The organism is Brachybacterium saurashtrense (assembly GCF_003355475.1).
GTDB classification, from domain to species: domain Bacteria; phylum Actinomycetota; class Actinomycetes; order Actinomycetales; family Dermabacteraceae; genus Brachybacterium; species Brachybacterium saurashtrense.
The window spans coordinates 1,463,116-1,487,260 of record NZ_CP031356.1; the positions used below are offsets into that span (position 1 = coordinate 1,463,116).

The window sequence follows — 24,145 nt, forward strand, 5'->3', positions numbered from 1 at the left end:
TCAGCTCCTCTCCACGTCGGGGTCGGCGTCCCTCAGCCGGTTCGCGACGGCGCCGGCGAGATCGGGGTGGGCGGTCAGATCCGGATCGTCGGCGACCAGGGCGAAGGCGTCCTCCCGGGCCTGCTCGATCGCGCGCGCGTCGCGCACCACGTCGAGGTGCTTCAACGTGCGCTGCAGCCCGGACTGCTCCTGCCCCACCAGATCACCCGCGCCGCGGCGGCGCAGGTCGAGCTCGGCGAGGGCGAACCCGTCGGGCGCCTCGGCGATCGCGCGCAGATGCTGGGAGTGCTCCTCGTCCACCACGGCCGTGGTGTCGAAGAAGGCGATGCCGGGATGCTCCCCGCGGCCCACGCGTCCGCGCAGCTGATGGAGCTGGGAGACGCCGAAGCGCTCGGCGTCCAGCACGATCATCACCGAGGCGTTGGGGATGTCCACCCCCACTTCGATCACCGTGGTGGAGACCAGCAGGTCGATCTCCCCGCGCACCATCTGCTCCATCACCTGCTGCTTCTCCTCGCCGGTGAGGCGGCCGTGGAGGATGCCCAGGCGGGCACCGGCCAGCTCGGGGCGCTCGGCGAGGCGCTGGGCGGTCTGGGTGACGCCGCGGGCGGGCTCGAGACCGGAGCCGGCACTCGCGCCGTCCTCGTCCGGGGCGGGCGCGGCGGGGGCGGCGTCGGCCTCGTCCTCGTCGATCCGGGCGCAGACCACGAACACCTGCCGCCCGGCCCGGATCTCCTCGCCGGCGCGCTGCCACATGCGCTGCTCCCAGGCGGGCAGCTGCTCGTGGACCACGTGGCTCTCCACCCCGGCGCGGCGGCCGGGACTCTCGGTAAGGGTGAGGACGTCCAGATCGCCCACGGTCGCGAGCGCCGCGGTGCGCGGAATGGGAGTGGCGGTCATCACCACCACATGCGGATTCATGCCCTGCGGCCCCTTGGCGCGCAGGCGCCGGCGGTGGTCGACGCCGAATCGGTGCTGCTCGTCGATGACCACCAGCCCCAGGGAGGCGAACTCCACCCCCTCGGTGAGCAGGGCGTGGGTGCCCACCACGATCCCGGCCTGCCCCGAGGTGACGTCCAGCAGGGTCTCGCGACGGGCGGAGGTGCGCTGCGAGCCGGTGAGCAGGCGCACCCGCGTGGCCTCGGGATGGGCGTCGAGCTGCCCGGCGCGGGAGAGCTCGCCCAGCAGCCCGGTGAGGGTGCGGTGGTGCTGCTCGGCGAGCACCTCGGTGGGGGCGAGCAGCGCGGCCTGATGGCCGGAGTCGACGGCCCGCAGCATCGCGCGCAGGGCGATGACCGTCTTGCCGGAGCCGACGTCGCCCTGCAGGAGGGCGCTGGTGGGGTGGCCGTTCCCGATCCGCTCGGCGAGGCGATCCCCGACCCCTCGCTGGCCGTCCGTGAGGGTGAACGGCAGGCGCTGGTCGAAGAGCTGCTGCAGGGGCCCCTCGGCGCGCAGCTGCGGGGCGGGGGTGCGCTCGTCCTGGGCGCGGCGCTGGGCGAAGATCGCCTGCAGCACGAACGCCTCCTCGTAGCGGAGGTGGGCCATGCCGCGCCGCACGTCCTCGACGGTGAGCGGGCGGTGCACCAGGCGCGCCGCCTCGTCGATCGGGGGGATGCCGCGCCGGGAGAGCACCGCGGCCGGCACCGGGCGGGAGAGGGAGGCGGTGTACTCCAGCCCCTTCGCCGTCGCGGAGCCCATCGTCTGCTGGGCGATGTTCTTGCGCAGGGGGTAGATCGGGCGGGGGCGCTGCGCCCAGGCGCGGCCCTGCTCGGTGTCCTCCACCGGCTCGTAGTCCGGGTGGGCGATCTGGAGGGCGCCGCGGTAGTCGTCGTAGCCCACGGTGCCGCGCACCAGGATCTGCGCCCCCACCGGGAGCCGGCCCCGGTGCCACTGCACCTGCCCCTGCGCGCTGAGGAAGAAGGTGAGCGGGAGCGACTCGGTGCCGTCCGTGACGGTGACCTCGAGGATGAAGCCGTGGCGGCTGCGCATCGCGCGATCGCGCACCGACTCCACCTCGACGATCGCGCTGACGTCCTCGCCCTGGTGGAGCTCGCGCAGGGAGCGCAGCGGCGCCGGCACCACGTAGCGCCGCGGGGCGAAGCGCATCATGGTGTCCAGGTCCCGCACCCCGAAGGAGGCCATCGCCCGGGACTCCTTGGTGATCAGCAGCTCCGAGAGCGGCATCGAGCCGGGGGCGGACTCCTGCCTCCTGGCCATGCGGACCTCTCCTCGTGCTCGACGGTGCGGCCGCGGGCGGTGCGACCTGCGCGGTCCCATCGTGCCACTGCCCCGGGACATCGTGAGGGACTCCACAGCCGCTGTGGACAGCCGTCCCCTTCAGGCACGCGGCCATCTGAGCTATGATTCCGTGGTTGCCCTGACCGCCGGGGGCTCGCACCTCCGTGCTCACCCAGGTCACCGACCCCGCCGTTCCGGCGCGGGGGTGGAGCGGGCACCGCGATCAGAACATCGACGTACCAGGAGACGACAGTGGCTGCTTCCACGTGTGACATCTGCGCCAAGAGCCCGCGCTTCGGCAAGGCCGTGTCCCACTCGCACCGCCGCACCTCGCGTCGCTGGAACCCGAACATCCAGTCGGTCCGCACTGTGATCAACGGCACCAGCAAGCGCGTGAACGTGTGCACCTCCTGCCTCAAGGCAGGCAAGGTCAGCACGCTCGGTGCCTGAGCGAGACCGCAAGGACTCATTCCACGAGAGCCCTCGCCCGATCGGGTGAGGGCTCTCGTGCGTACGGACATCGTTCCCGCACAGGGAGAGTAACAGTTGATTTCCTCTGTGACTCGACTGATCGACGAAACCTGCTGTGGGGCGGGCGCGCCGCCCGCCCCACCCGGTGGTCACTCCGCGGCGGCGCCTGCGAAGGTGGCGGTGTCGATCACGGCGCGGAAGTGCACGTCCCCGGCGACCACGCGGTCGTAGGCGGCGTCCGCCTCGTCGACGGAGATCGTCTCGACCTGGGCGGCGATCCCGTGCGCGGCGCAGAAGTCGAGCATCTCCTGGGTCTCCGCGATCCCGCCGATGTTCGATCCGGCCAGCACCTTGCCGCCGCCGATCAGGGAGCCGAAGCCCAGCGACTGCGGCGCGGGCGGCAGGCCCACCACGGCCATCACGCCGCGCGGCGCGAGCAGGCCCAGGTAGCGGTCCACGTCGATGTCCGCGCTGATGGTGTTCAGGATCAGGTCGAACTCGCCGCGGTGGTCGCGGAAGAAGCCCTCCTCGCCGGTGGCGAGCACACGGGTGGCCCCCAGGGCGAGGGCGTCCGCCTCCTTGCGCAGGGAGCGGGAGAGCACGGTGACCTCCGCGCCCATCGCCGCCGCGATCTGCACGCCCATGTGGCCCAGTCCGCCCAGGCCCAGCACGGCCACCCGCCTGGCGCGGCCGTCGACCTGCTGGTCGGCGCCCCAGCGGCGCAGCGGCGCATACGTGGTGATGCCGGCGCACAGCAGCGGGGCGGCCCGGTCGAACGGGAGGGCGTCCGGGATGCGGCATACGAAGCGCTGGTCCACCACGACCTTCTCGGCGTAGCCGCCCTGGGTGATGGTGCCGTCGACGTCCTGCGCGTTGTAGGTGCCGACGTTGCCCTCCAGGCAGTTCTGCTCCTGGCCGGCGCGGCACTCGAGGCAGGTGCCGCAGGAGTTCACCATGCAGCCCACGCCCACGCGGTCCCCCACCGCCCAGTCGGTGACCTCGGCGCCCACGGCGGAGACGGTGCCGGCGATCTCGTGGCCCACGGTGAGCGGAAAGTGGGCCTCGCCCCACTCGTTGCGGATGGTGTGGATGTCGCTGTGGCAGATGCCGGCGGCCTCGATGTCGATCACCACATCGCCCGGGCGCGGGTCGCGCCGTTCGATGGTGGCGACGCGGAAGGGCTGGTCGGGGCCGGTCTTCTGCAGGGCCTTGACGGTGAGCGGCATGGGGGTACCTCCAGCGGGTCGGGGTGTGCGGGCGCGACGCGCGCCGCCTGTGAGCCTAGACCTGCGGGCCCCGCCCCCGCGCCGGTGTACGCGTCACGCGAAGTGGTCGAAGCCCTCGCCCGCGACCGCCCGGCCCTCCAGCAGCACCGCGGGGGCGTCGGCGCCGGCGGCGCGGAGGCGGCCGACGGGGCGGAAGCCCGCCGGCACCTCGCCCGGGGCGAAGGCGGCGAGCATCGCGTGCTCCTCCCCGCCGTGGAGCACCCAGTCCCAGGGATCGGCGTCGAGCTCCGCGGCGAGATCCGCGAGGGCGCCGACGTCGGGGGCGAGCGCGTCCCGGTCGAGGTCGACGACGAGCTGCGAGGCGCGGGCGAGACGCCCGCCGTCGCGCACCAGCCCGTCGGAGAGGTCCATCATCGCGTGCGCCGCACGGCCGCCGGTCCAGCCCAGCGAAAGATCCGGCTCCGGGGCGTCGTGCCACTGCACCAGCTCCGCGGCCGACGGGTCGCGGATCTCCCGCAGCACCACCGTCGGCGCGGTGCCCGCCGCGGTGCGCACCAGGGCGCGTCCGCCCAGGACGAGCGCCAGACCGGCGGCGGAGCGGCCCAGGCGGGGCGTGCCGATCGCGAGCACGTCCCCGGGGCGGCCGCCGGAGCGCAGCACCGGCTCCTGCCCCTCCTCCAGGGCGCCCATCGCGGTGACCGTGAGGGTGAGCCGGTCGGCGCGCCCTAGGTCCCCGCCCACGATGCTCGCCCCGTCGGCCTCGGCCCGGGCGGTCATCCCGATCGTGAGCTCCTCGAAGACGGCGGCGGGGGTGCCCGCCGGGGCGGAGATCGCGGCGACCAGCGCGGTGGGCCGGGCGCCCATCGCGGCGACGTCCGCGAGGTTCTGCACGGCGGCCTTGCGACCGATCCAGCGGGCGGTGGTGGCACGGGGCAGGAAGTCGTGCCCCTCGACGAGGGTGTCGGTGGTGACCACCAGGCGCGGGGAGCTCAGGCGCACCACCGCGGCGTCGTCCCCGGGCCCCACCTCCACCTCCGCACCGTGGCGCAGGTGCGGGAGCATCCGGCCCAGCAGGGCGGCCTCACCGCGGAGGTCGCTGGGCCGTGCCGGCTCGGGGTGGGGAGGATCGCCTGCCATGTGCCCAGTGTGCCCGACGTCCCCGGGTAGGCTCGCAGGGTGCTCCGCTCCCGCCTGCTCGCCCTGCCCGCCGCCGCCCTGATGGCGCTCGGTCTCGCCTCCTGCGGCACCGTGCAGGTGCCCGCCGGCAGCGATGCCGCGAACCCCGTCTGCGCGCAGATCGTGCTCAACGCACCGCCGGAGGTGCTGGGGATGGAGCGGGTGGAGACCTCCAGCCAGGGCACGGCGGCCTGGGGCGACGGGGAGGACACCATCGTGATGCGCTGCGGCGTGACCCCGCCCGGTCCCACCACCGACATCTGCACCACGCTCGCCGACGGCGACGGCGTGGAGGTGGACTGGATCGTTCACGAGCTCGACCACGAGGTGTTCCTGTACACCACCTACGGGCGGGAGCCGGCGATCGACGTGAGCGTGCCGCGCTCGGCCGCGCCGGACCAGCCCTCCGGGGCGGCGCTGGACCTCACCACGCTGATCACCCGGAACATCGAGGCCACCGATCGCTGCGTGGGCCCCGGGGACCTCGCCGACTGAGCCTCAGCGCGCGCCGAGGCGACGGCCGCGCGCCGTCTCGATGAGCTCGCCGATGAGGTCCGCGTAGCTCAGGCCCATCGACTCCCACAGCACCGGGAACATGGAGTACGGGGTGAACCCGGGCATGGTGTTGACCTCGTTGACCAGCACCCGGTGGTCCCGGGTGACGAACATGTCCACCCTCGCCAGTCCCTCCAGGCCCAGGGCGCGGAAAGCGCGCAGCGCCGTCTCGCGCACCTCCTCGAGCACGGCGTCCGGCAGCGCGGCGGGCACGTCGATGCTCACCGTGCCCTTGCCGAAGTACTTCGCCTCGTAGTCGTAGAAGTCGAGGTCCGCGCCCACCTTCACCTCACCGGGCAGCGTGGTGGACGGCTCGCGGCCGTCGCGCCCCTGCAGCACCCCGCACTCGATCTCGCGGGCGTCGAGCCCCTCCTCGATGAGCACCTTGGGATCCTCGGCGAAGGCGCTCTTCACGGCGGCGTCGAGCTGGGCCTGGTCGCTCACCCGGGTGACGCCGAGGCTGGAGCCGGCGCGGGCGGGCTTGACGAACCACGGCAGGGGGTGCGTGTCGCGCAGGTAGGTGGTGACGCGGTGGGACTCGGCGGCCCACTGGTCCTCGTGCACCACGATGCCGGGGGCGCAGTCGATGCCGGCGGTGCCGAGCACGAGCTTGGTGGCGGCCTTGTCCATCGCGGCGGCGGAGGCCAGCACGCCGCTGCCCACGTAGGGGATGTCGAGCATCTCGAGCATGCCCTGGACGGTCCCGTCCTCGCCGTAGGCGCCGTGCAGCAGCGGCCACACCACGTCCACCTCCGCGAGGTCCTGCACGCGGCCGTCCCGCACGGTGCGCAGCATGATCCGCTCCCCCGGGCGGTGGCGGGCCTCGGGCAGCAGCACCTCGTCCCCGCCCGGATCGACCTCGGGGGTGCGCCCGTCCACCATCGTCCAGTCGCTGGCATCGGCGGAGACGTGCACCCAGCGCCCCTCCCGGGTGATGCCCAGGGCCACCACCTCGAAGCGCTCGCGATCGATCGCGGCGAGGATGCCGCCGGCGGTGACGCACGAGATGCCGTGCTCTCCGCTGCGGCCGCCGAACAGCAGGGCGACGGTGGTTCTCATGGGGGCAGGATATTCATTCCGAGCGCACCGAGCGCGACAGCAGGGCCGTGGTGACCTCGTCGATGCGCGCACCGTGGTCCACCACCGAGACCACCGCGCGCGTGATCGGCATGTCCACGTCGAGGCGGGCGGCGAGGTCCGCGACCGCGCGTGCGGTGGCGACGCCCTCGGCCGTCTGCCCCACCTCCGCGGCGGCCGCCTCGACGTCCAGGCCTCGGCCCAGCGCCAGTCCCAGGCGGTGGTTGCGACTCAGCGGGGAGGCGCAGGTGGCCACCAGGTCGCCCATCCCGGCCAGGCCCGCGAAGGTCTCCCGCCGGCCGCCGAGGGCGACGCCCAGGCGGGTGATCTCCGCCAGGCCGCGGGTGATGAGGCTGGCGGTGGTGTTGTGGCCGTGGCCGAGCCCGCTCGCGGCGCCCACGGCGATCGCGATGACGTTCTTCACGGCGCCGGCGATCTCCACGCCCACCACGTCGGTGGAGGTGTAGGCGCGCAGGTACGGGGCCGTGCACCAGCGGGCGAGCCTGTCGGCGAGCTCCTGGTCCGGGGCGGCCACCACGCTCGCGCAGGGGCGGCGAGCGGCGATCTCCGCGGAGAGGTTCGGGCCGGAGAGCACGCCGATCAGGGCGGGGTCCGCGCCGCCCGCGGCGGCGATCACCTCGCTGATGCGGGCGTCGGTGCCGCGCTCGATGCCCTTGGTGAGCGACAGCACCGGCACCGCGGGGAGGTCCGGCCACGGGGCGAGGGTGGAGCGCAGCGACTGGGCGGGGAACGCCACCACCACGGCGTCGGCGCCGTCGAGCGCCTCCTCGGGCCGGGAGGTGCCGTGCACCGCGTCGGGCAGCACCAGCTCGGGGAGATAGGCGCGGTTGCGGTGCTCCTCGCGGATCTCGCGGGCCACCTCCTCTCGGCGGGCCCAGAGGGTCACCTCCGCGCCGGCGTCGGCGAGTACCTGGGCGAAGGTGGTGCCCCAGCTGCCGGCGCCGAGCACCGCGAGCCGGGGCGGGACGGGACGGTGCTCCTGGGCGTGTGCGCTCATGTCTCCTGCCTCGGGGGTCGGTAGGCGGGATCGGGGCGGCCCACCTCGGGCCGGTGGGCGTCGCGCCGGCCGTCGTGCAGCACCGCCGGGGGCTGCTCGCCGCGCAGCTCCCCCAGCAGGTCGGCGAGGCGTGCCATGAGCTCCTCGGTGACCCGCAGCGCCGCCTGCTGATCGGTCTCGCCCTCGCGCGCGGCGGCGGTGAACGGCTCCCCCACCCGCATCTGCACGCGCCGGCCGCGGCCGGGGCGCGGGAGCGGGGAGCCGACGGGCCAGAGCGCGCGGCCGCCCCAGGTCGCGATCGGGAGCAGCGGGGCGCCGGTCTCGAGCGCAAGACGGGCCGCGCCGGTGCGGGCCTGCATCGGCCACAGGGCCGGGTCGCGGGTGTAGGTGCCCTCGGGGAAGATCATCAGCAGCTCCCCGCGGCCCAGCGCCGCCCGCGCCTCCGCCAGGGCGCCCTCGCCGCCGCGCCCGCCGCGCCGCACCGGGATCTGCCGGGCGGCGCGCAGCAGCGCACCCAGCACCGGCACCGCGAACAGGGACTCCTTGGCCAGGAAGCGCGGGGCGATGCCCGAGGCCTGGAGCAGGTGGCCGTAGGCGAAGGCGTCCAAGGCGCTGAGATGGTTCCCGCAGGCGATCACCCCTCCGTGTGCCGGGAAGTGCGCCGTGCCCTGCCACTGCGGGCGGGTGAGCACCGTGAGCAGGGGGCGCAACGGCAGCTGGGCGAGGCCGATCACGAGGCCCGCCCGCCGCGCCGGGATCCGGGCCGTGCCCAGGTCCCAGCGACGCCGCAGGCCGGTCATCAGCGGGCGGCGGGGCCGCGGCCGAGCGCCCGGCGCGAGACCTGCCCGGTGAGCGAGGCCCGGCGCGGGTCCCCGGCGAGAGCGCGGCGGCGCAGGGTGGTGGGGGCGCGTCGCGCGAGGGTGTTCACGGCGGCGGCGTGCATCAGACGGCGCGGCGCGAAGGCGAGCCGTCCCCGCACCGAGCGGTACTTCACCGCGGTGGTGACCTGCAGCAGCTCCCCGCCGGGCAGCAGCGCCACCCCGATCCGCACGGTGAGCTTGTCGTCGTCGTCGATGATCAGCGCCTCGGAGCCGACCACCTCGTCCGCCACGAACTCCTTCTGCGGCGGGGGCACCATGTCGAACAGGCGCACGGCCTCGTCCCGCAGGGCGCGCACGCCGCGCGAGGTGAGCGGGGTGTTCTCGTGGGCGAAGATCGCCTCCGCCCACACCCGCGGATCGGTCTCCTCCACCCCGGCGGTGGGCACGATCACCACGTCGCAGTAGTCGGGGATCGGGATGTCCCGCAGGGCGAGGGAGCTCCCGGCGCCGGCCTGCGGCAGCTCGGCGCTCATCGGCCCTCCTCCCAGTACTCCGCCCCCAGGGCGGTGAGCTTCTCGCGGAACGACTCGTAGCCGCGGTCGATGAGGTCGATGCCCCGGATGGTGCTGACCCCGTCCGCGCCCAGCGCGGCGATCAGGTACGAGAAGCCGCCGCGCAGGTCCGGCACGGTGATGTCCGCGCCGTGGAGGGCCTCCGGCCCCGAGACCACCGCGGAGTGGTTGTAGTTGCTGCGCCCGAACCGGCAGCTCGAGCCGCCCAGGCACTCGCGGTACACCTGGATCCGGGCGCCCATGTCGTTGAGCGCGCGGGTGAAGCCCAGCCGGTTCTCGTAGACGGTCTCGTGCAGGATCGAGATGCCGTCGGCCTGGGTGAGCGCCACCACCAGGGGCTGCTGCCAGTCGGTCATGAAGCCGGGGTGGACGTCGGTCTCCAGGGCGATGGCGCGCAGCGCCGTGCCCGGGTGGAAGAACCGGATGCCGTCCTCGCGGATCTCGATCCCGCCGCCCACCTTGCGGAACACGTTGAGGAACGTGGCCATCGGCTTCTGCTGGGCGCCGCGCACGAACACGTCCCCCCGGGTGACCAGGGCGGCGCACGCCCAGGAGCCCGCCTCGATGCGGTCCGCGAGGGCGGTGTGCTGGTAGCCGCCCAGCGACTCGACGCCCTCGATGGTGATGGTGCGGTCGGTCTGCAGGGAGATCAGCGCGCCCATCTTCTGCAGCACCGCGATGAGGTCCTCGATCTCGGGCTCCACCGCGGCGTTGGTGAGCTCGGTGACGCCCTGGGCGCGCACCGCCGTGAGCAGCACCTGCTCGGTGGCGCCCACGCTCGGGTACTCGAGGGCGATCTTGGTGCCGCGCAGGCCGTGCGGCGCCGTGATGTAGATGCCCATCTCGCGCTTGTCGACCACCGCGCCGAAGCTGCGCAGCACGTCGAGGTGGTAGTTGATGGGGCGGTCGCCGATCCGGCAGCCGCCCAGGTCCGGGATGATCGCCTCGCCCAGGCGGTGCAGCAGCGGACCGCAGAACAGGATCGGGATGCGGGAGCTGCCGGCGTGGGCGTCGATGTCCGCGACGTGGGCCCGCTCCACGTTCGAGGGGTCCAGGTGCAGGACGCCGCCGGGCACGTCGTGGTCGATCTTGACCCCGTGGATGGACAGCAGCTTCGAGACGATCCGGACGTCGGAGATATCCGGCACCGAGCGCAGCACGCTCGGCCCCTCCCCCAGCAGCGCGGCGACCATCGCCTTCGAGACCAGGTTCTTGGCGCCGCGCACGGTGATCTCACCGTCGAGGGGGCGCCCTCCGCGCACGTGGAAAGTCGAACTCATGGTGTCCTCGCCTGGGTGGACGGACGCCCGGGGCGCCCATATCTGACCGGCTCACCATACCGGAGCGGGCACGGCCCGGGCCCGCGCGCTGCGGGCCCGGGCCGTGGTGCCGGTGCGCGCTGGCTCAGTGCGCGTCGGCGGTGCGCGCCGGCAGCGTCTTCGGCATCCAGGAGGGACGGGAGGCCTCGAAGGCGGTGATGTCCTGCTCGTGGCGCAGGGTGAGGCCGATGTCGTCCAGGCCCTCCATGAGGCGCCAGCGGGTGTAGTCGTCGATGTCGAAGCGGAACGTGCTCTCGCCGCTGTGCACCTGGCGGTTCTCGAGATCGACGGTCACCTCGGCGCCCGGGTTCTCCTCGAGGATCTTCCACAGTTGCTCGATGTCGTCCTGGGCGAGGATGCCGGCGACGAGCCCCTGCTTGCCCGCGTTGCCGCGGAAGATCTCCGCGAAGCGGGTGGAGAGCACGGCCTTGAAGCCGTAGTCGCGCAGCGCCCACACCGCGTGCTCGCGGGAGGAGCCGGTGCCGAAGTCCGGGCCGGCCACGAGGACGGAGCCCTGCGCGTAGGCGGGCCGGTTCAGCACGAAGTCGGGATCGTTCGTGCGCCAGGCGTTGAACAGGCCGTCGTCGAAGCCGGTCTTGGTGACCCGCTTGAGGTAGACGGCGGGGATGATCTGGTCGGTGTCGACGTTGCTGCGGCGCAGCGGGACGCCGATGCCGGTGTGGGTGGTGAAGGCTTCCATCGGGGGGACTCCTGGTAGGGCCGGGTCAGGCGACGGGCTGGAGGTCGGAGGGCGCGGCATCGGCGCCGAGGTCCGACGGGGAGGACAGGGTGCCGCGCACCGCGGTCGCCGCGGCGACCACGGGCGAGACCAGATGGGTGCGCCCGCCCTTGCCCTGACGCCCCTCGAAGTTGCGGTTCGAGGTGGAGGCGGCACGCTCGCCGGGCGCGAGCTGATCCGGGTTCATGCCCAGGCACATCGAGCAGCCCGCCTGGCGCCACTCGGCGCCGAAGGCGAGGAAGATCTCGTGCAGGCCCTCCTGCTCCGCCTGCAGCCGTACCCGCGCCGAGCCCGGCACCACCAGCACCCGCACGTCGGGGTGCTTGGTGCGGCCCTCGAGCACGGAGGCGAAGGCGCGCAGGTCCTCGATGCGCCCGTTGGTGCACGAGCCCATGAAGACGGTGTCGACCCGGATCTCCTTCAGCGGCGTGCCGGGCACCAGGTCCATGTACTCCAGGGCGCGCTCGGCCGCGAAGCGGTCCGTCTCGTCCACGAAGTCCTCCGGTGCGGGCACCGCGGCGGAGAGCGGCAGGCCCTGGCCGGGGTTGGTGCCCCAGGTGACGAACGGCTCGAGCGCGTTGGCATCGATGACCACCTCGGCGTCGAAGGTGGCGTCATCCTCGCTGCGCAGCGTCCTCCAGTACTCGACGGCCTCGTCCCACTGCTCCCCCTGCGGGGCGTGCGGGCGGCCCTTGACGTACTCGAAGGTGGTCTCGTCCGGCGCGATCATGCCGGCACGGGCACCGGCCTCGATCGACATGTTGCAGATCGTCATGCGCCCCTCCATGGAGAGGGACCGGATGGCCTCGCCGCGGTACTCGAGCACGTAGCCGGCGCCGCCGCCGGTGCCGATCTTCGCGATCACCGCGAGGATGATGTCCTTCGCGGTGACGCCCGGCTTGAGCGAGCCGGTGACCGTGACGGCCATGGTCTTGAACGGGGTGAGCGGCAGGGTCTGCGTGGCGAGCACGTGCTCGACCTCGCTGGTGCCGATGCCGAAGGCGAGCGCGCCGAAGGCCCCGTGGGTGGAGGTGTGGGAGTCGCCGCACACCACCGTGATGCCCGGCATGGTCAGGCCCAGCTGCGGGCCCACCACGTGGACGATGCCCTGGTCCTTGTCCCCCAGCGAGTGGATGCGCACCCCGAACTCCTCGGCGTTGCGGCGCAGGGTGTCGATCTGGGTGCGGGAGGTGATGTCCGCGATCGGCTTGTCGATGTCGATCGTGGGGGTGTTGTGGTCCTCGGTGGCGAGGGTCTGATCGATGCGGCGCGGGGTGCGACCCTCCTGGCGCAGGCCGTCGAAGGCCTGCGGGCTGGTCACCTCGTGCAGCAGCTGGAGGTCGATGTACAGAAGGTCCGGTTCGCCGTTCTCACCGCGACGGACCACGTGATCCGCCCAGACCTTCTCTGCGAGGGTCCCCGCCATGTCGATCCTTCCCTGCGCCCCTCGTGGGGGCGCGCACCGTCACTGCTCGAAAACGCTCGGGGTGCGAGCGATGGGGTCCATGGTGTGCGGGTCCACGATGCGGTGCACTTGCGTCTCACCCAATAAGACGTCAGTATCGGGTCATGGACAAGACCTCGGAGGAGAACGGCAGCGGCGTCGGCGTGCTGGACAAGGCGGCGATCGTGCTCGGCGCCCTGGAAGCCGGCCCCGCCACGCTCGCGCAGCTCGTGCATTCGACCGGCCTGGCCCGCCCCACCGCGCACCGGCTCGCGGTGGCGCTCGAGTTCCACCACCTGGTGACCCGCGACATGCAGGGGCGCTTCATCCTGGGCCCGCGCCTGGGAGAGCTCGCCGCGGCCGCTGGCGAGGACCGCCTGCTGGCCTCCGCGGGCCCGGTGCTCGCGGCCCTCCGGGACCACACCGGCGAATCCGCCCAGCTGTACCGCCGCCAGGGCGACCACCGCATCTGCGTGGCCGCCGCGGAGCGGCCCATCGGCCTGCGCGACTCGGTGCCGCTCGGGGCGGCGCTGACCATGCGCGCCGGCTCCGCCGCGCAGATCCTGCTGGCCTGGGAGGAGCCGGACCGGCTGCACCGGGGCCTGCTGGGCGCCCGCTTCACCGCCACCCAGCTCTCCGCGGTGCGCCGACGCGGCTGGTCGCAGTCCATCGGGGAGCGGGAGCCGGGCGTGGGCTCCGTCTCCGCACCGGTGCGCGGGCCGAACGGCCGCGTGGTGGCGGCGCTGAGCATCTCCGGGCCGATCGAGCGGATCACCCGCCAGCCCGGACGGCTCCACGCCGCCTCCGTGATGAGCTCGGCGAACCACCTCACCGAACTGCTGCGCCGCGCCGGCGCCTGAGCTCAGTCCCGCTCGATCCACACCGGGGTGTTCGCGAAGCGCAGCACGTTCACCAGCTGACGCGGCGCGGCGACCGTGCCGCCCGCCCCGGCCGAGCGCTCCCCCGCGACCACCATCAGGCACGCGTCCTGGCTCGCCTCGACGAGCTGCCGGGGGCTGTCCGAGGCGGCGATCGTCACATCCCGCACATACACCGACGGGTGGGTCATCGCGATCCGCTGCGCCGTGCCGGCGAGGATCTCCTGCGCCTCCTCCGGCGTGGTCTCCGGCCGCACCACCAGATGGATGTCCCGGCCGTAGGCCTCGGCGAGATCCGCGGCGCGGGCGAGCGCCTCCGTGGCGATCTCGTGATGGACCAGGCCGATCGGCCCCTGCCCGTCCACGCGCCCGCGCACCACCACCACCGGGCAGTGCGCCCGGGCGGCCAGCGCCAGGCTCTTGGAGCCGACGATCAGCGTCATCAGGCGCCCGAGACCGCGACCGCCCAGCACCAGCAGATCCGCCTCCTCACTGGCCTCGACCAGCACGGGCACCGCGTTGCCGTCCACGATCTCGGAGGTGACGGGGATGTCGACCCCGGTCTCGCGCACGATCTCCACGGCGTCCTGGATCAGGCTGTGCGCGGCGCTGCGGAAGCCCGAGCCCGCCATCCCGGAGATGGGATCGATGTTGACGTCGAGCTCGGTCCACACGAAGGCGTGGACCAGATGCAGCGTCCCGCCGACGGCGTCGGCATGACGGGCGGCCCAGCGGACCGCGAGATCGGATTCGTCGGCATCGAACACACCGACGGTGATGCGGGGACCGGTGCTGTGTGTCATGTCACGAGGATACTCTGCGGCCGCGGAGGCGGGTGGGGACCTGCGGTCCCGGTCGAGGCCGCACGACTCCTGCGGATCCGCCTCATGCAGGGAATGCAGAAGGAGCCGGCATCCGCTGGATGCCGGCTCCTTGTGGTACCCCGTACCGGATTTGAACCGGTGTTACCGCCGTGAGAGGGCGACGTCCTGGGCCGCTAGACGAACGGGGCGGGCGCGGGATCGATGATCCCGCCTCGTACCCCGTACCGGATTTGAACCGGTGTTACCGCCGTGAGAGGGCGACGTCCTAGGCCGCTAGACGAACGGGGCGCGGGCCGCACAGCAGAGGACTGCTGCGTAGCGCTGGGGTACCAGGACTCGAACCTAGAATAACGGTACCAGAAACCGTCGTGTTGCCAATTACACCATACCCCATGGTGAGAAGTACTTTCCGCAGTGTTTCCCGTTCCGCTCCCCGGTGGTTTCCGTGGGCTTCCCGGCGATCTCCTGCGTGCCGTACCGAGGTAAGACTCTAGCGGGTTCTCGCGGCGAGCACAAAGCGAGAGGGCCTCTGAGCGCTGTGAGGCTCGGCACCCCGCCCCACAGCGCCCAGCGGGCTCACACCCAGGAGCTCACGCCTGGAGCGCGAGACGCTCGCGCAGGGCGCGCAGCCGCGCCAGGCTCGAAGGACGGCCCAGCAGCTCCATCGACTCGAACAGGGGCGGGGAGATGCGCCGGCCGGCGATCGCGCTGCGGAGCGGGCCGAAGGCGAGGCGCGGCTTGATCCCCATGTCCTCGACGATCGCGGCGCGCAGCGCCTGCTCCAGCGTGGCCGCGGAGAAGGAGTCCGCCGGGACGGCCTCCACCTCGGCCACGGCGCGGTCCAGCACCGCCACCGGATCGTCCCCCAGCTTCTTCAGGGCGTCCTCCTGCACCACCAGGTCCTCGTCGGCGACGAAGAGGAAGCCCATGAGGTCCGCCGCCTCGCCGAGCAGGTTCATGCGGGTCTGCACCAGCGGCGCCGCGGCGGCGACGAGGGCGCGCTGCTCCTCGGTGACCTGCTCCGGCAGCACCCCGGAGGCCTGCAGGTAGGGCAGCAGGCGCTCCACGAACTCCGCCTCGGGCAGCAGGCGGATGTGGTCGGCGTTGATGGCGGTGGCCTTCTTGAGGTCCACCCGGGCGGGGTTGGGGTTCACGTCCGAGGCGTCGAAGCGCTCCACCATCTCCTGGCGGCCGAACACGTCCTGGTCGGCGCTGTAGCCCCAGCCCAGCAGGGCCAGGTAGTTGACCATCCCCTCGGGCACGAAGCCCTGCTCGCGGTAGAGGAAGAGATCGGCCTGCGGGTCGCGCTTGGAGAGCTTCTTGTTGCCCTCCCCCATCACGTAGGGCAGGTGACCGAACTCGGGGACCCGTTCGGCGACGCCGATCTCGATCAGCGCGCGGTACAGCGCGATCTGGCGGGGCGTGGAGGAGAGGATGTCCTCGCCGCGCAGCACGTGGGTGATCCGCATGAGCGCATCGTCCACCGGGTTCACCAGCGTGTAGAGCGGCTGGCCGTTGGCGCGCACCACCACGAAGTCCGGGGTGGAGCCGGCCTTGAAGGTGATCTCGCCGCGCACCATGTCGGTGAAGGTGATGTCCTCCTCGGGCATGCGCAGGCGCCAGGTGGGCTCGCGGCCCTCGGCCCGCAGCGCCTCCTTCTGCGCCTCGGTGAGGTCGCGATCGTGGCCGTCGTAGCCGAGCTGCGGGTCGCGCCCAGCGTCCCGGTGACGCTGGGCGATCTCCTCCGCAGTGGAGAAGGACTCGTAGATGTGCCCGGCCTCCTTCAGCCGCGCGATGACGTCCTGATAGATCTCACCGCGCTGCGACTGGCGGTAGGGGCCGTGGGGGCCGCCCACCTCGACACCCTCGTCCCAGTCGATGCCCAGCCAGCGCATCGCGTCCAGCAGCTGGTGGTAGGACTCCTCGCTGTCGCGCGCGGCGTCGGTGTCCTCGATGCGGAAGATCAGCTTCCCGCCGTGGTGGCGAGCATGGGCCCAGTTGAACAGGGCGGTGCGCACCATGCCGACGTGCGGGGTGCCGGTGGGGCTGGGGCAGAAGCGCACCCGCACCTCGTCGGCGGAGGTGCTCGGGGCGGGCTGGGCGGGGGCGGTGGTCACTCGGGGATGCTCCTCGGGGAGGTGGTGGGGTGCGACTCAGCGGCGCACGACGGGGTTGGACAGGGTGCCGATGCCCTCGATCTCGACGTCGACCCGGGCACCGGGCTCGACGGTGCGCACACCGGCGGGGGTGCCGGTGAGCACGAGGTCGCCGGGCAGCAGGGTGACGACCGAGGAGATCTCGGCGATCAGCTCCGGGACGCCGCGCAGCATGTCGGCGGTGGTGCCGGACTGGGCCGGCTCGTCGTCGACGCGGGAGGCGATGGACAGGCCGGCGGCAGGCTCGAGATCCGTCTCGATCCACGGCCCGATCGGGCACGAGGTGTCGAAGGCCTTCGCGCGGAACCACTGGTTCTCCTCGCGCTGCGCGTCGCGGGCGGTGAGGTCGTTCGCGCAGGTGTAGCCCAGCACGTGGTCCGCGACCTGCTCCGGGGCGAGGTCCTTGGCCATGCGCTTGATGACCACGGCGAGCTCCGCCTCGAGGCTCAGCTCCTGGCTGTAGGACGGGATCATCACGGGGTCGCCGGGGCCCACCACGGCGGTGTTGGGCTTGAGGAAGTAGAGGGCCTGCTCGGGGACCTCGTGACCGAGCTCGGCGGCATGGGCGGCGTAGTTGCGGCCCACGCACACCACCTTCGAGCGCGGGATCACGGGGGCGAGCAGCCGCACGTCCTCCAGCGGGAGGATCGTGCCGGTGGGACGGATCTCTGTGTACAGGGGATCACCGGTGATTCCGTAGACCATGTCCCGGCCGTCCTTCTCGCTGACGATGCCGAACATGGGGTCCTCGCCGGTGGTGAATCGGGCGATGCGCATGGGCGCCAGTCTAGGCGGTCGGCCCGGCGGGGCGGCCCTGCCCCGCTCGCCCCCGCGGACCCGTCCCTGCCCTCCACGCCGCGCTGGACGCCCCTGACCACCGCCCCTTATGCTTGAACTGTCAATCATCTAGGGCGGGAGCGCAGCACGATGAGCATCGATCCGCAGGCCGTGACCTTCGGCCTGGACACCTTCGGGGACGTGACTGTGGACGACGAGGGCGCGCCGGTGGCGCCTGCCCAGGTGCTCCGCGACGTCGTCGCCCAGGGCGAGCTCGCCGATCGGGTGGGCATCGACCACTTCTCGATCGGCGAGCACCACCGCCCCGACTTCGCCGTGAGCGCGCCGGACATCGTGCTCGCCGCGCTCACCTCGCGCACCGAGCGGATCACCCTGGGCACGGCCGTGATCGTGCTGAGCAGCGACGACCCGCTGCGCGTGATCGAGCGCTTCTCCACCCTCGACGCCCTCTCGCAGGGGCGGGCCGAGCTCACCGTGGGCCGCGGTTCCTTCACCGAGTCCTTCGCTCTGTTCGGCGTCGCGCTGGAGGACTACGAGACGCTCTTCGAGGAGAAGCTGGACCTGCTCGTCGCGGGGCTCTCCCGCGAGCCGATCACCTGGTCCGGCACCACCAGGCCCCCGCTGCGGAACCAGTCGCTGCATCCGGCGCTCGACCGGGAGCTGCCCACCTGGGTGGCCGTGGGCGGCAGCCCGCACTCCGTGCTCCGCGCCGCACGCCACGGCCTGCCGCTCATGCTCGCGATCATCGGCGGCCCGTCGCAGCGCTTCGCCCCCTTCGTGGATCTGTTCCGCGAGGCCACGCAGGAGCTCGGCGTGGGCGCGCTCCCCGTCGGCGTCCACTCCCCGGGCCACATCGCGGCCGACGACGAGACCGCGCGGCGACAGCTCGCCCCGCACTGGATCCACAACCGCAACGAGATCGGGCGCGAGCGCGGCTGGGGCCCCTCGGGCCTCGCCGAGTTCGAGGCGGAGGCCGACCACGGCGCGCTGTACGTCGGCTCCCCCGAGACCGTGGCGCAGAAGATCGCCGCGACCATCACCGCGCTGGGCATCGAGCGCTTCGACATGAAGTACGCCAGCGGCCCGATGCCGCACGCGCAGCTCATGGAGTCGATCCGCCTCTACGGCACCGAGGTGATCCCGCGGGTGCGGGAGCTGCTGGCCGGGTGAGGGCCGTCGCGCCGTGCGAGGATGAGCGCGCCCCCGACCTCGAAGGATCCCAATCGATGCCCGCTCCCCCGCCCGTGCGCACGCTCTCGGCGGCCGAGGCCGTCGCCGCCCGGCATGCGCACGAGCAGCGGGCCGATGCGCTGACCGCCGCGCATCGCGCGCGGAAGCGGCGGGGCGAGAAGCACGCGGTCGAGGACTTCCTGTTCACCTACTACCCGTTCTCGGCCGCGCGCCTGCGCCGCTGGCACCCCGGCTGGCGGGTCGACTACACAGCCGCGGCCGACGTCGACTCCGAGGGTCGCCCCCTGATCGCGGACGTCGACGAGGCCGGGCACCGCTCCTGGTACCTCGACTCGCCGGGACCGGAGGCCGTGCGGCGTGCGGACGTGCAGCGGTACCTCGCGGAGCGCGCCGACGCCCTCGCGTTCATGACCCGCCTGCTGCGCTCCTCGGCGCTCACCCGGCGCCGGCCGGAGTTCGGATGCTTCGGGCTGCACGAGTGGGCGATGGTGCACGGCCTGGGCGAGGGCGAGCAGCGGCACGAGGATCTGCCGCTGCGGCTCACGCAGCAGGAGACGGACGCGGTGGTGGAGCGGGAGAACCTGGTGTGCTCGCACATCGACGCGTTCCGCTTCTTCACGCCGTCGGCCGCGCCCCGGAACTCGCTCGAGCCCGCGCGCGCGACCCAGGTGGACCACGACAACCCCGCCTGCCTGCACGTGGGGATGGATCTGTACAAGTGGTCGATGAAGCTCACCCCGCTGATCCCCTCGGACCTGGTGCTGGACTGCTTCGAGCACGCCCGCACCACCCGGGTGCTGGACATGGAGGCGAGCCCCTACGACGTGCGGCCGCTCGGCTACGGCGCGGTGCCGATCGAGACCCCGGCCGGGAAGGCGGAGTACGTGCGCCGCCAGCGCGAGCTGGCCCGCGGGGCCGAGGCGCTGCGGCAGCGGCTGCTGGAGGAGCTGGAGGGCCTGCACGCCGGCGGGCCGGTCCCGTGAGGGGACCGGCCCGCGGCGTCGGGAGGCGCGGCGCTCAGAGCGTCGCGGCCTCCTCGTAGGCGTCCTGCGCGTCCTCACCGAAGTAGGGGCCGTACATGACGTTCTTCTGCGTGGTGTAGCCGAAGCTGTTCACCGAGTTCTGTGCCCCATCGTCGAGGAACCAGGGACCGCCGGAGGAGCCGCCGGTCATGTCGCAGTCGATGCCCTGAGAGAGGGTGCCTCCCAGGGTGTCGTCGGAGGCCGTCCCGGAGCAGGACTCCAGGGACTGCCCGTCGAAGGGGGTTGCGGCGGGGTAGCCGTAGGCGGTGTAGTGCTCACCGCGCGCCTGGTTGAAGGCGATCGAGGTGGTGCCCACCACGGACTCCAGCGTGCCCGAGCCGCTCTCGGGGACCACGGTCGCGAAGGCGACGTCGTAGCTGATGTCCTCCTGCTGCACCCACTGGTCGGTGGAGACCAGATCCGTGGCGGCCCAGGTGCCGTAGGGCGCCTCGCCGTGGTCGTAGGCGGGCACGAACACCCAGTTGGTGGCCCAGGTCCCGGCGTCGTTCACGCAGTGACCGGCGGTGGCGACGGTGGAGCCGTTCGAGGAGGCGACCGCGTTGCCGGAGCAGACGTAGTCCACGCCGCCCTGGGTGAAGAACACCTTCCCCACCGTGTCCTGGGCGGCGGTGCCGGCCTTGGGGCCCTTCCCCTTGCCGGCGGGCTTGCCCTTCACCACGGCCGGGGCGCCGCGTTCCACGTCGGCGTGGACGGCCGCCTGCTCCGGGGCGAGCTCCGCGGCCGGGACGGCATCCTCCATGCGCTCGGCGGTCCAGTACTCGTGGGCGTCCGCCCGGGAGGAGGAGGCGATGCTCTCCCGGTCCACGTCGGAGCCGTCGGCGGAGGCGAGGCCGGCGCCGCCCATCGTGAGGGCTGCGGCGACGGCGACGGTGCCGAGCGCCCGGGCGCTGCGGCGGAGGGTTCCTGTGCGCATCAGGGGATGCCTTTCTGCGGGGGTGCAGGGATGGACGTCGCCGAAGCGACGTGGCGGCACGCTAACGCATGTGAGGCAGGCCACTGAGCGGGTTCCGGGCAAGCGTTCCGCTTTGACCGGTTTGGTCGTGACCGCGCGTGCTTACCGACCGGTAGCGTCCGCGTCGGGGCGGTCCCCGTCGCGCCGCTCCTCAGGATCGGCGCCCCCGACGTCGTCGGCATCGTCGTCCGACGGGCTCGGCGGGCGCCGCTCCAGGGGGACGGGGCGCGCGCGGTCCCGGCGCTGTGGGTCCCAGTGTGCGAGCGCGTCCTCGCCGCTGCGCTCGGCCGGGGTGAGGGAGGTGTCCTCGGAGCGTCGTGCGGGCATCGCTCACCTTCCGTCGTCGGGACCAGCAGGCTACGCCCGGCGCGTCGGCGCCGCCTGGCAGACTGGCACCATGTCGACCCTCACGCCGTTCCTGCCCGAGAGCTCCGCCGACGCCGGACAGGACGCGATCGTGGACGGCTTCATCGCGGCGCAGGAGTCCGTGGGACGCACGCTCTACCCGCATCAGGAGGAGGCGCTGCTGGCGATCACGGCGGGCGATCACGTGATCGCCGCGACCCCCACCGGCTCGGGCAAGACCACCATCGCCTACGCGGCGGTGTTCGCGGCGATGGCCCGCGGGGAGCGCTCCTACTACACCGCACCGATCAAGGCGCTGGTGAGCGAGAAGTTCTTCGACCTGGTGGCGCAGTTCGGCGCGGAGAACGTGGGCATGATGACGGGCGATTCCGCCGTGAACCACGATGCCCCGATCATCGTGTGCACCGCGGAGATCTTCGCCAATCACGCCCTGCGCGACGGCCCCGCCTCGGAGGTGGGACTCGCCGTGATGGACGAGTTCCACTACTACGGGGACCCCCAGCGCGGATGGGCCTGGCAGGTGCCGCTGGTGGAGCTGCCGCGGTGCCAGTTCGTGCTGATGAGCGCCACCCTGGGAGACGTCTCCTTCTTCGCGGAGGACCTCGAGGAGCGCACCGCGCGCGAGGTCACCGTCATCGACGACGCCCCGCGCCCCGTGCCGCTGGACTTCCGCTGGTCGCTGGACCCGCTGCCGGAGACGATCACCACGATCCTCCAGGACCGCGACGCCCCGGTGTACATCGTCCACTTCACCCAGAAGGACGCCCTCGAGCAGGCGCAGGCGCTGCAGGGCCAGAAGATCCTCGACGCCGGGGAGAAAGAGCGGATCCGTGAGATCATCGGCGACTTCCGCTTCTCGCGAGGCTTCGGGCAGATCCTCTCGCGCCTGGTGCGCGAGGGCATCGGTGTGCACCACGCCGGGATGCTCCCCAAGTACCGCCGCCTGGTGGAGAAGCTCGCGCAGTCCGGCCTACTGAAGATCATCTGCGGCACCGACACCCTGGGCGTGGGCATCAACGTGCCGATCCGCACCGTGCTGCTCACGGGGCTCGCGAAGTTCGACGGCAAGCGGATGCGGCTGCTCAACGCGCGCGAGTTCCACCAGATCGCGGGCCGCGCGGGACGCGCGGGCTTCGACACCGTGGGCCACGTCGTGGTGCAGGCGCCCACCTGGACCATCGAGTTCGAGAAGGAGCGCGCCAAGCAGCGCGCCCGGGAGGCCGCCGGAAAGGCGCCCAACAATGCGAAGAAGCGCAAGAAGGAGCCCAAGCCCCGCATTCCCGAGGGCGCGATCTCGTGGTCGGAGACGAATCTGACCAAGCTGGTGGAGAATCCCCCGGAATCGCTGCGCCCCCATCTGCGGATCACCGCCTCGATGGTGCTGGCGCTGATCGCCCGGCCGGGCGACGCGATCGCCTCCGGCCGGCACCTGATCATGACCAGCCACCAGACGCCCTCCCAGAAGCTGCGCCTGGTGAAGGAGGCGGTGGACCTCTTCCGCGGGCTGCGGGATGCGGAGATCGTGGAGGTGCTGGAACGGCCCGACCATCTGGGACGGCGGTTCGCCCTGGTGGAGGACCTCCAGCTCGACTTCACGATGAACCAGCCGTTGGCCCCGTTCGCGATCGCGATGATCGACTCGCTGGACGAGGAGTCCGAGACCCTCACCCTCGACACCGTCTCGATCATCGAGGCGATCCTCGAGGATCCCCGCCAGATCCTGCTGGCCCAGCAGAACGCCGCCAAGGGCGAGCTGCTCGCCGAGCTGAAGGCCGACGGAGTGGAGTACACCGAGCGGATGGCGCGGCTGGACGAGGTGAGCTGGCCGAAGCCGCTCGAGGAGGACCTCGAGGCGGCGCTGGAGATCTACGCCCGCACCCGGCCGTGGGTGCGCGCCGAGGACCTCTCCCCCAAGTCGGTGGTGCGGGAGTTCTACGAGACCGGCCAGACCTTCAGCGAGTTCGTGCAGCGCTACGGCCTGCAGCGCTCCGAGGGCATCGTGCTGCGCTACCTCTCCGACGCCTACCAGGCGATGCGCCGCACCGTCCCGCAGGACCTGCGCACCGACGCGCTGGAGAGCCTCATCGAATGGCTGGGCGTGCTGGTGCGCGGGATCGACTCCTCGCTGCTGGACGAGTGGGAGGCGCTCACCCATCCCGAGGACCTCGAGGGGGATGCCGCCTCCGAGATCCGGCCCAGCTCCCCGCGCGGTCTCTCCGCCCAGACGGCGGTGCTGCGCACGATGGTGCGCGCCGCGATGTGGCAGCGGGTGGAGCACTTCGCCTTCGAGCGCGAGGAGCGCCTGGCGGAGCTCGACAGCGCCTCCGGCTGGGACCGGGCGCGCTGGGCCACGGCGATGGACGGCTACTACGACACCTATGACCACGTGGGGATCGACGGCGCGGCCCGCTCCCCGCAGCTGCTGCAGATCCACGAGGAGTCGCGGCTGTGGCGGATCCGCCAGGCCTTCGCCGATCCCGAGGGGAACCACGACTGGGCGATCGAGGCCGAGCTCGATCTCGAGGCCACCGACGAGGCCGGGGAGCCGGTGCTCGCGATCACCCACGTGGGCGACGCCGCGGCGCGCTGAGCATGCAGGAGGCCCGCGGCGCGGAGGACGCGCCGCGGGCCTCAGCACACGGTCACTGCGGGTTGACCTCCACCTGCGGGTTCACCTCGACCTGGGGGTTGACCTCGACGAAGCGCAGGGTCGACTTCTGGGGGTTCACCTCGACCTGGGGGTTCACCTCGACGAAGCGCAGGGTCGACTTCTGCGGGTTGACCTCCACCGCGCTCGCGGCGCCCGCGCCGGCGACGGCGAGGCCCACGGCGAGGGTCAGCCCACCGGCGACCTTGGCGACGCGTCCGGTCCAGCGGCGCGGGCCCGTAGCCCCGCCGAGCGTGTTCTTCTCTGACATCACGACGATCTTCCTCTCGACCCCTGGGCGGTGCCTCGGAACGGCCCGCCGGGACCCAGAATACCGAACGTGACGGGCCCCACAAGGGTCCGGCCGCTACCGGCCGCCACCGTGCGAGACCCCTTCCACCGCCGCGCACGCCTCCTCGAGGCTCGCCCCGCGCGCCACAGCCGCGCCCACCAGGAACGCGGAGATCGGGGCCATCGACCGCTGCACGCCGTCCGCCACCACGCCCGTCATCACGTGCACCCGGTCCACGTCGAGATCCACGCCGTCCACCCCGAGGGACGCGGCGGCGCGGTCCAGCCACGGCCGCAGGGTGGTCGACCAGTCTTCCTGCCGGGTCACCGGCTCCCTCGCCGC

Annotated in this window: 23 protein-coding genes and 3 tRNA genes; 6 read left to right on the forward strand and 20 right to left on the reverse strand. The window is 72.7% G+C overall.

The window, feature by feature from the left end; translation table 11 throughout:
* A complete protein-coding gene (locus tag DWV08_RS06645; protein ID WP_115413079.1) occupies positions 1–2,217 on the reverse strand; it encodes an ATP-dependent DNA helicase RecG in 2,217 nt (738 codons plus the stop codon).
* 273 nt (positions 2,218–2,490) lie between these two features.
* Between DWV08_RS06645 and rpmB the strand changes: the two genes are divergently transcribed.
* On the forward strand, positions 2,491–2,688 hold the full coding sequence (rpmB, locus tag DWV08_RS06650; protein WP_082358657.1) for a 50S ribosomal protein L28: 198 nt from the start codon (positions 2,491–2,493) through the stop codon (positions 2,686–2,688).
* A gap of 170 nt (positions 2,689–2,858) precedes the next feature.
* Here rpmB and DWV08_RS06655 read toward each other — a convergent pair whose 3' ends face one another.
* Positions 2,859–3,935: an NAD(P)-dependent alcohol dehydrogenase gene (locus tag DWV08_RS06655; RefSeq protein ID WP_115413080.1), complete on the reverse strand. Its 1,077-nt coding sequence runs from the start codon at positions 3,933–3,935 to the stop codon at positions 2,859–2,861.
* A 93-nt stretch (positions 3,936–4,028) separates the two neighbouring features.
* Positions 4,029–5,072 (reverse strand): thiamine-phosphate kinase, encoded by a 1,044-nt coding sequence (gene thiL / locus DWV08_RS06660; RefSeq protein ID WP_115413081.1) that lies wholly within the window; start codon positions 5,070–5,072, stop codon positions 4,029–4,031.
* Between the two features lie 39 nt (positions 5,073–5,111).
* Here thiL and DWV08_RS06665 point away from each other — a divergent pair, with 39 nt between their 5' ends.
* Positions 5,112–5,606 carry a DUF3515 family protein gene (locus tag DWV08_RS06665; protein ID WP_115413082.1) on the forward strand — a complete coding sequence of 165 codons (495 nt, stop codon included), beginning with the start codon at positions 5,112–5,114 and terminating at the stop codon, positions 5,604–5,606.
* Between the two features lie 3 nt (positions 5,607–5,609).
* On the opposite strand, the gene DWV08_RS06670 is transcribed toward DWV08_RS06665, so the two are convergent.
* From DWV08_RS06670 to leuC, 7 genes are all read right to left on the reverse strand, one after another.
* Positions 5,610–6,725 (reverse strand): D-alanine--D-alanine ligase family protein, encoded by a 1,116-nt coding sequence (locus tag DWV08_RS06670; RefSeq protein WP_115413083.1) that lies wholly within the window; start codon positions 6,723–6,725, stop codon positions 5,610–5,612.
* A 13-nt stretch (positions 6,726–6,738) separates the two neighbouring features.
* A complete protein-coding gene (locus DWV08_RS06675) occupies positions 6,739–7,761 on the reverse strand; it encodes an NAD(P)H-dependent glycerol-3-phosphate dehydrogenase (protein ID WP_115413084.1) in 1,023 nt (340 codons plus the stop codon).
* The gene (locus DWV08_RS06680) at positions 7,758–8,561 is read right to left on the reverse strand and encodes a lysophospholipid acyltransferase family protein (protein ID WP_115413085.1); all 804 of its coding nucleotides are present in this window, start codon (positions 8,559–8,561) and stop codon (positions 7,758–7,760) included. The genes DWV08_RS06675 and DWV08_RS06680 overlap by 4 nt, the downstream gene beginning before the upstream one ends.
* The gene (locus DWV08_RS06685; RefSeq protein WP_115413086.1) at positions 8,561–9,115 is read right to left on the reverse strand and encodes a DUF2867 domain-containing protein; all 555 of its coding nucleotides are present in this window, start codon (positions 9,113–9,115) and stop codon (positions 8,561–8,563) included. The genes DWV08_RS06680 and DWV08_RS06685 overlap by 1 nt, the downstream gene beginning before the upstream one ends.
* Positions 9,112–10,434: a UDP-N-acetylglucosamine 1-carboxyvinyltransferase gene (murA, locus tag DWV08_RS06690; protein WP_115413087.1), complete on the reverse strand. Its 1,323-nt coding sequence runs from the start codon at positions 10,432–10,434 to the stop codon at positions 9,112–9,114. The genes DWV08_RS06685 and murA overlap by 4 nt, the downstream gene beginning before the upstream one ends.
* 124 nt (positions 10,435–10,558) lie before the next feature.
* Positions 10,559–11,173 carry a 3-isopropylmalate dehydratase small subunit gene (leuD, locus tag DWV08_RS06695; protein WP_115413088.1) on the reverse strand — a complete coding sequence of 205 codons (615 nt, stop codon included), beginning with the start codon at positions 11,171–11,173 and terminating at the stop codon, positions 10,559–10,561.
* A 25-nt stretch (positions 11,174–11,198) separates the two neighbouring features.
* Complete coding sequence (gene leuC, locus DWV08_RS06700) at positions 11,199–12,638, reverse strand: 3-isopropylmalate dehydratase large subunit (RefSeq protein ID WP_115413089.1); 1,440 nt, start codon at positions 12,636–12,638, stop codon at positions 11,199–11,201.
* A gap of 143 nt (positions 12,639–12,781) precedes the next feature.
* Between leuC and DWV08_RS06705 the strand changes: the two genes are divergently transcribed.
* Positions 12,782–13,516 carry an IclR family transcriptional regulator gene (locus DWV08_RS06705; protein WP_115413090.1) on the forward strand — a complete coding sequence of 245 codons (735 nt, stop codon included), beginning with the start codon at positions 12,782–12,784 and terminating at the stop codon, positions 13,514–13,516.
* 2 nt (positions 13,517–13,518) lie between these two features.
* Here DWV08_RS06705 and DWV08_RS06710 read toward each other — a convergent pair whose 3' ends face one another.
* From DWV08_RS06710 to DWV08_RS06735, 6 genes are all read right to left on the reverse strand, one after another.
* On the reverse strand, positions 13,519–14,337 hold the full coding sequence (locus DWV08_RS06710; RefSeq protein ID WP_115413091.1) for a universal stress protein: 819 nt from the start codon (positions 14,335–14,337) through the stop codon (positions 13,519–13,521).
* Between the two features lie 133 nt (positions 14,338–14,470).
* Positions 14,471–14,546, reverse strand: a tRNA-Glu gene (locus DWV08_RS06715).
* Between the two features lie 27 nt (positions 14,547–14,573).
* Positions 14,574–14,646: transfer RNA gene (locus DWV08_RS06720), tRNA-Glu, on the reverse strand.
* 33 nt (positions 14,647–14,679) lie between these two features.
* Positions 14,680–14,751 (reverse strand) — tRNA-Gln (locus tag DWV08_RS06725).
* Positions 14,752–14,948: 197 nt separating this feature from the next.
* Complete coding sequence (gene gltX, locus DWV08_RS06730) at positions 14,949–16,475, reverse strand: glutamate--tRNA ligase (protein WP_115413092.1); 1,527 nt, start codon at positions 16,473–16,475, stop codon at positions 14,949–14,951.
* A gap of 36 nt (positions 16,476–16,511) precedes the next feature.
* Positions 16,512–17,291 carry a fumarylacetoacetate hydrolase family protein gene (locus DWV08_RS06735; protein WP_115413093.1) on the reverse strand — a complete coding sequence of 260 codons (780 nt, stop codon included), beginning with the start codon at positions 17,289–17,291 and terminating at the stop codon, positions 16,512–16,514.
* Between the two features lie 150 nt (positions 17,292–17,441).
* On the opposite strand from DWV08_RS06735, the gene DWV08_RS06740 reads away from it, so the two are divergent.
* Positions 17,442–18,482: an LLM class flavin-dependent oxidoreductase gene (locus tag DWV08_RS06740; RefSeq protein ID WP_115413094.1), complete on the forward strand. Its 1,041-nt coding sequence runs from the start codon at positions 17,442–17,444 to the stop codon at positions 18,480–18,482.
* Positions 18,483–18,538: 56 nt separating this feature from the next.
* Positions 18,539–19,486, forward strand: a complete 948-nt coding sequence (locus DWV08_RS06745; protein ID WP_115413095.1) for a 3-methyladenine DNA glycosylase — start codon at positions 18,539–18,541, stop codon at positions 19,484–19,486.
* A 34-nt stretch (positions 19,487–19,520) separates the two neighbouring features.
* Here the strand turns inward: DWV08_RS06745 and DWV08_RS06750 are convergent, their stop codons facing one another.
* Together DWV08_RS06750 and DWV08_RS06755 are read right to left on the reverse strand one after the other, a co-directional pair.
* Positions 19,521–20,459, reverse strand: coding sequence for a trypsin-like serine peptidase (locus DWV08_RS06750; RefSeq protein ID WP_115413096.1), 939 nt, complete (start codon positions 20,457–20,459; stop codon positions 19,521–19,523).
* A gap of 141 nt (positions 20,460–20,600) precedes the next feature.
* Positions 20,601–20,825: a hypothetical protein gene (locus DWV08_RS06755; protein ID WP_115413097.1), complete on the reverse strand. Its 225-nt coding sequence runs from the start codon at positions 20,823–20,825 to the stop codon at positions 20,601–20,603.
* A 70-nt stretch (positions 20,826–20,895) separates the two neighbouring features.
* Here DWV08_RS06755 and DWV08_RS06760 point away from each other — a divergent pair, with 70 nt between their 5' ends.
* Positions 20,896–23,454, forward strand: a complete 2,559-nt coding sequence (locus tag DWV08_RS06760) for a DEAD/DEAH box helicase (RefSeq protein ID WP_115413098.1) — start codon at positions 20,896–20,898, stop codon at positions 23,452–23,454.
* Between the two features lie 52 nt (positions 23,455–23,506).
* Here the strand turns inward: DWV08_RS06760 and DWV08_RS06765 are convergent, their stop codons facing one another.
* Both DWV08_RS06765 and DWV08_RS06770 read right to left on the reverse strand, forming a co-directional pair.
* On the reverse strand, positions 23,507–23,782 hold the full coding sequence (locus tag DWV08_RS06765) for a hypothetical protein (protein ID WP_162801515.1): 276 nt from the start codon (positions 23,780–23,782) through the stop codon (positions 23,507–23,509).
* Between the two features lie 96 nt (positions 23,783–23,878).
* Positions 23,879–24,130, reverse strand: a complete 252-nt coding sequence (locus DWV08_RS06770; protein ID WP_241237368.1) for a DUF6457 domain-containing protein — start codon at positions 24,128–24,130, stop codon at positions 23,879–23,881.
* Positions 24,131–24,145: the final 15 nt, after the last annotated feature.

Coding starts and splice junctions, on each gene's coding strand:
- DWV08_RS06645 (WP_115413079.1), bottom strand. CDS start 2,217: ATGGCCAGGAGGCAGGAGTCCGCCCCCGGCTCGATGCCGCTCTCGGAG.
- DWV08_RS06655 (WP_115413080.1), bottom strand. CDS start 3,935: ATGCCGCTCACCGTCAAGGCCCTGCAGAAGACCGGCCCCGACCAGCCC.
- thiL (WP_115413081.1), bottom strand. CDS start 5,072: ATGGCAGGCGATCCTCCCCACCCCGAGCCGGCACGGCCCAGCGACCTC.
- DWV08_RS06670 (WP_115413083.1), bottom strand. CDS start 6,725: ATGAGAACCACCGTCGCCCTGCTGTTCGGCGGCCGCAGCGGAGAGCAC.
- DWV08_RS06675 (WP_115413084.1), bottom strand. CDS start 7,761: ATGAGCGCACACGCCCAGGAGCACCGTCCCGTCCCGCCCCGGCTCGCG.
- DWV08_RS06680 (WP_115413085.1), bottom strand. CDS start 8,561: ATGACCGGCCTGCGGCGTCGCTGGGACCTGGGCACGGCCCGGATCCCG.
- DWV08_RS06685 (WP_115413086.1), bottom strand. CDS start 9,115: ATGAGCGCCGAGCTGCCGCAGGCCGGCGCCGGGAGCTCCCTCGCCCTG.
- murA (WP_115413087.1), bottom strand. CDS start 10,434: ATGAGTTCGACTTTCCACGTGCGCGGAGGGCGCCCCCTCGACGGTGAG.
- leuD (WP_115413088.1), bottom strand. CDS start 11,173: ATGGAAGCCTTCACCACCCACACCGGCATCGGCGTCCCGCTGCGCCGC.
- leuC (WP_115413089.1), bottom strand. CDS start 12,638: ATGGCGGGGACCCTCGCAGAGAAGGTCTGGGCGGATCACGTGGTCCGT.
- DWV08_RS06705 (WP_115413090.1), top strand. CDS start 12,782: ATGGACAAGACCTCGGAGGAGAACGGCAGCGGCGTCGGCGTGCTGGAC.
- DWV08_RS06710 (WP_115413091.1), bottom strand. CDS start 14,337: ATGACACACAGCACCGGTCCCCGCATCACCGTCGGTGTGTTCGATGCC.
- DWV08_RS06735 (WP_115413093.1), bottom strand. CDS start 17,291: ATGCGCATCGCCCGATTCACCACCGGCGAGGACCCCATGTTCGGCATC.
- DWV08_RS06740 (WP_115413094.1), top strand. CDS start 17,442: ATGAGCATCGATCCGCAGGCCGTGACCTTCGGCCTGGACACCTTCGGG.
- DWV08_RS06745 (WP_115413095.1), top strand. CDS start 18,539: ATGCCCGCTCCCCCGCCCGTGCGCACGCTCTCGGCGGCCGAGGCCGTC.
- DWV08_RS06750 (WP_115413096.1), bottom strand. CDS start 20,459: ATGCGCACAGGAACCCTCCGCCGCAGCGCCCGGGCGCTCGGCACCGTC.
- DWV08_RS06755 (WP_115413097.1), bottom strand. CDS start 20,825: ATGCCCGCACGACGCTCCGAGGACACCTCCCTCACCCCGGCCGAGCGC.
- DWV08_RS06760 (WP_115413098.1), top strand. CDS start 20,896: ATGTCGACCCTCACGCCGTTCCTGCCCGAGAGCTCCGCCGACGCCGGA.
- DWV08_RS06765 (WP_162801515.1), bottom strand. CDS start 23,782: ATGTCAGAGAAGAACACGCTCGGCGGGGCTACGGGCCCGCGCCGCTGG.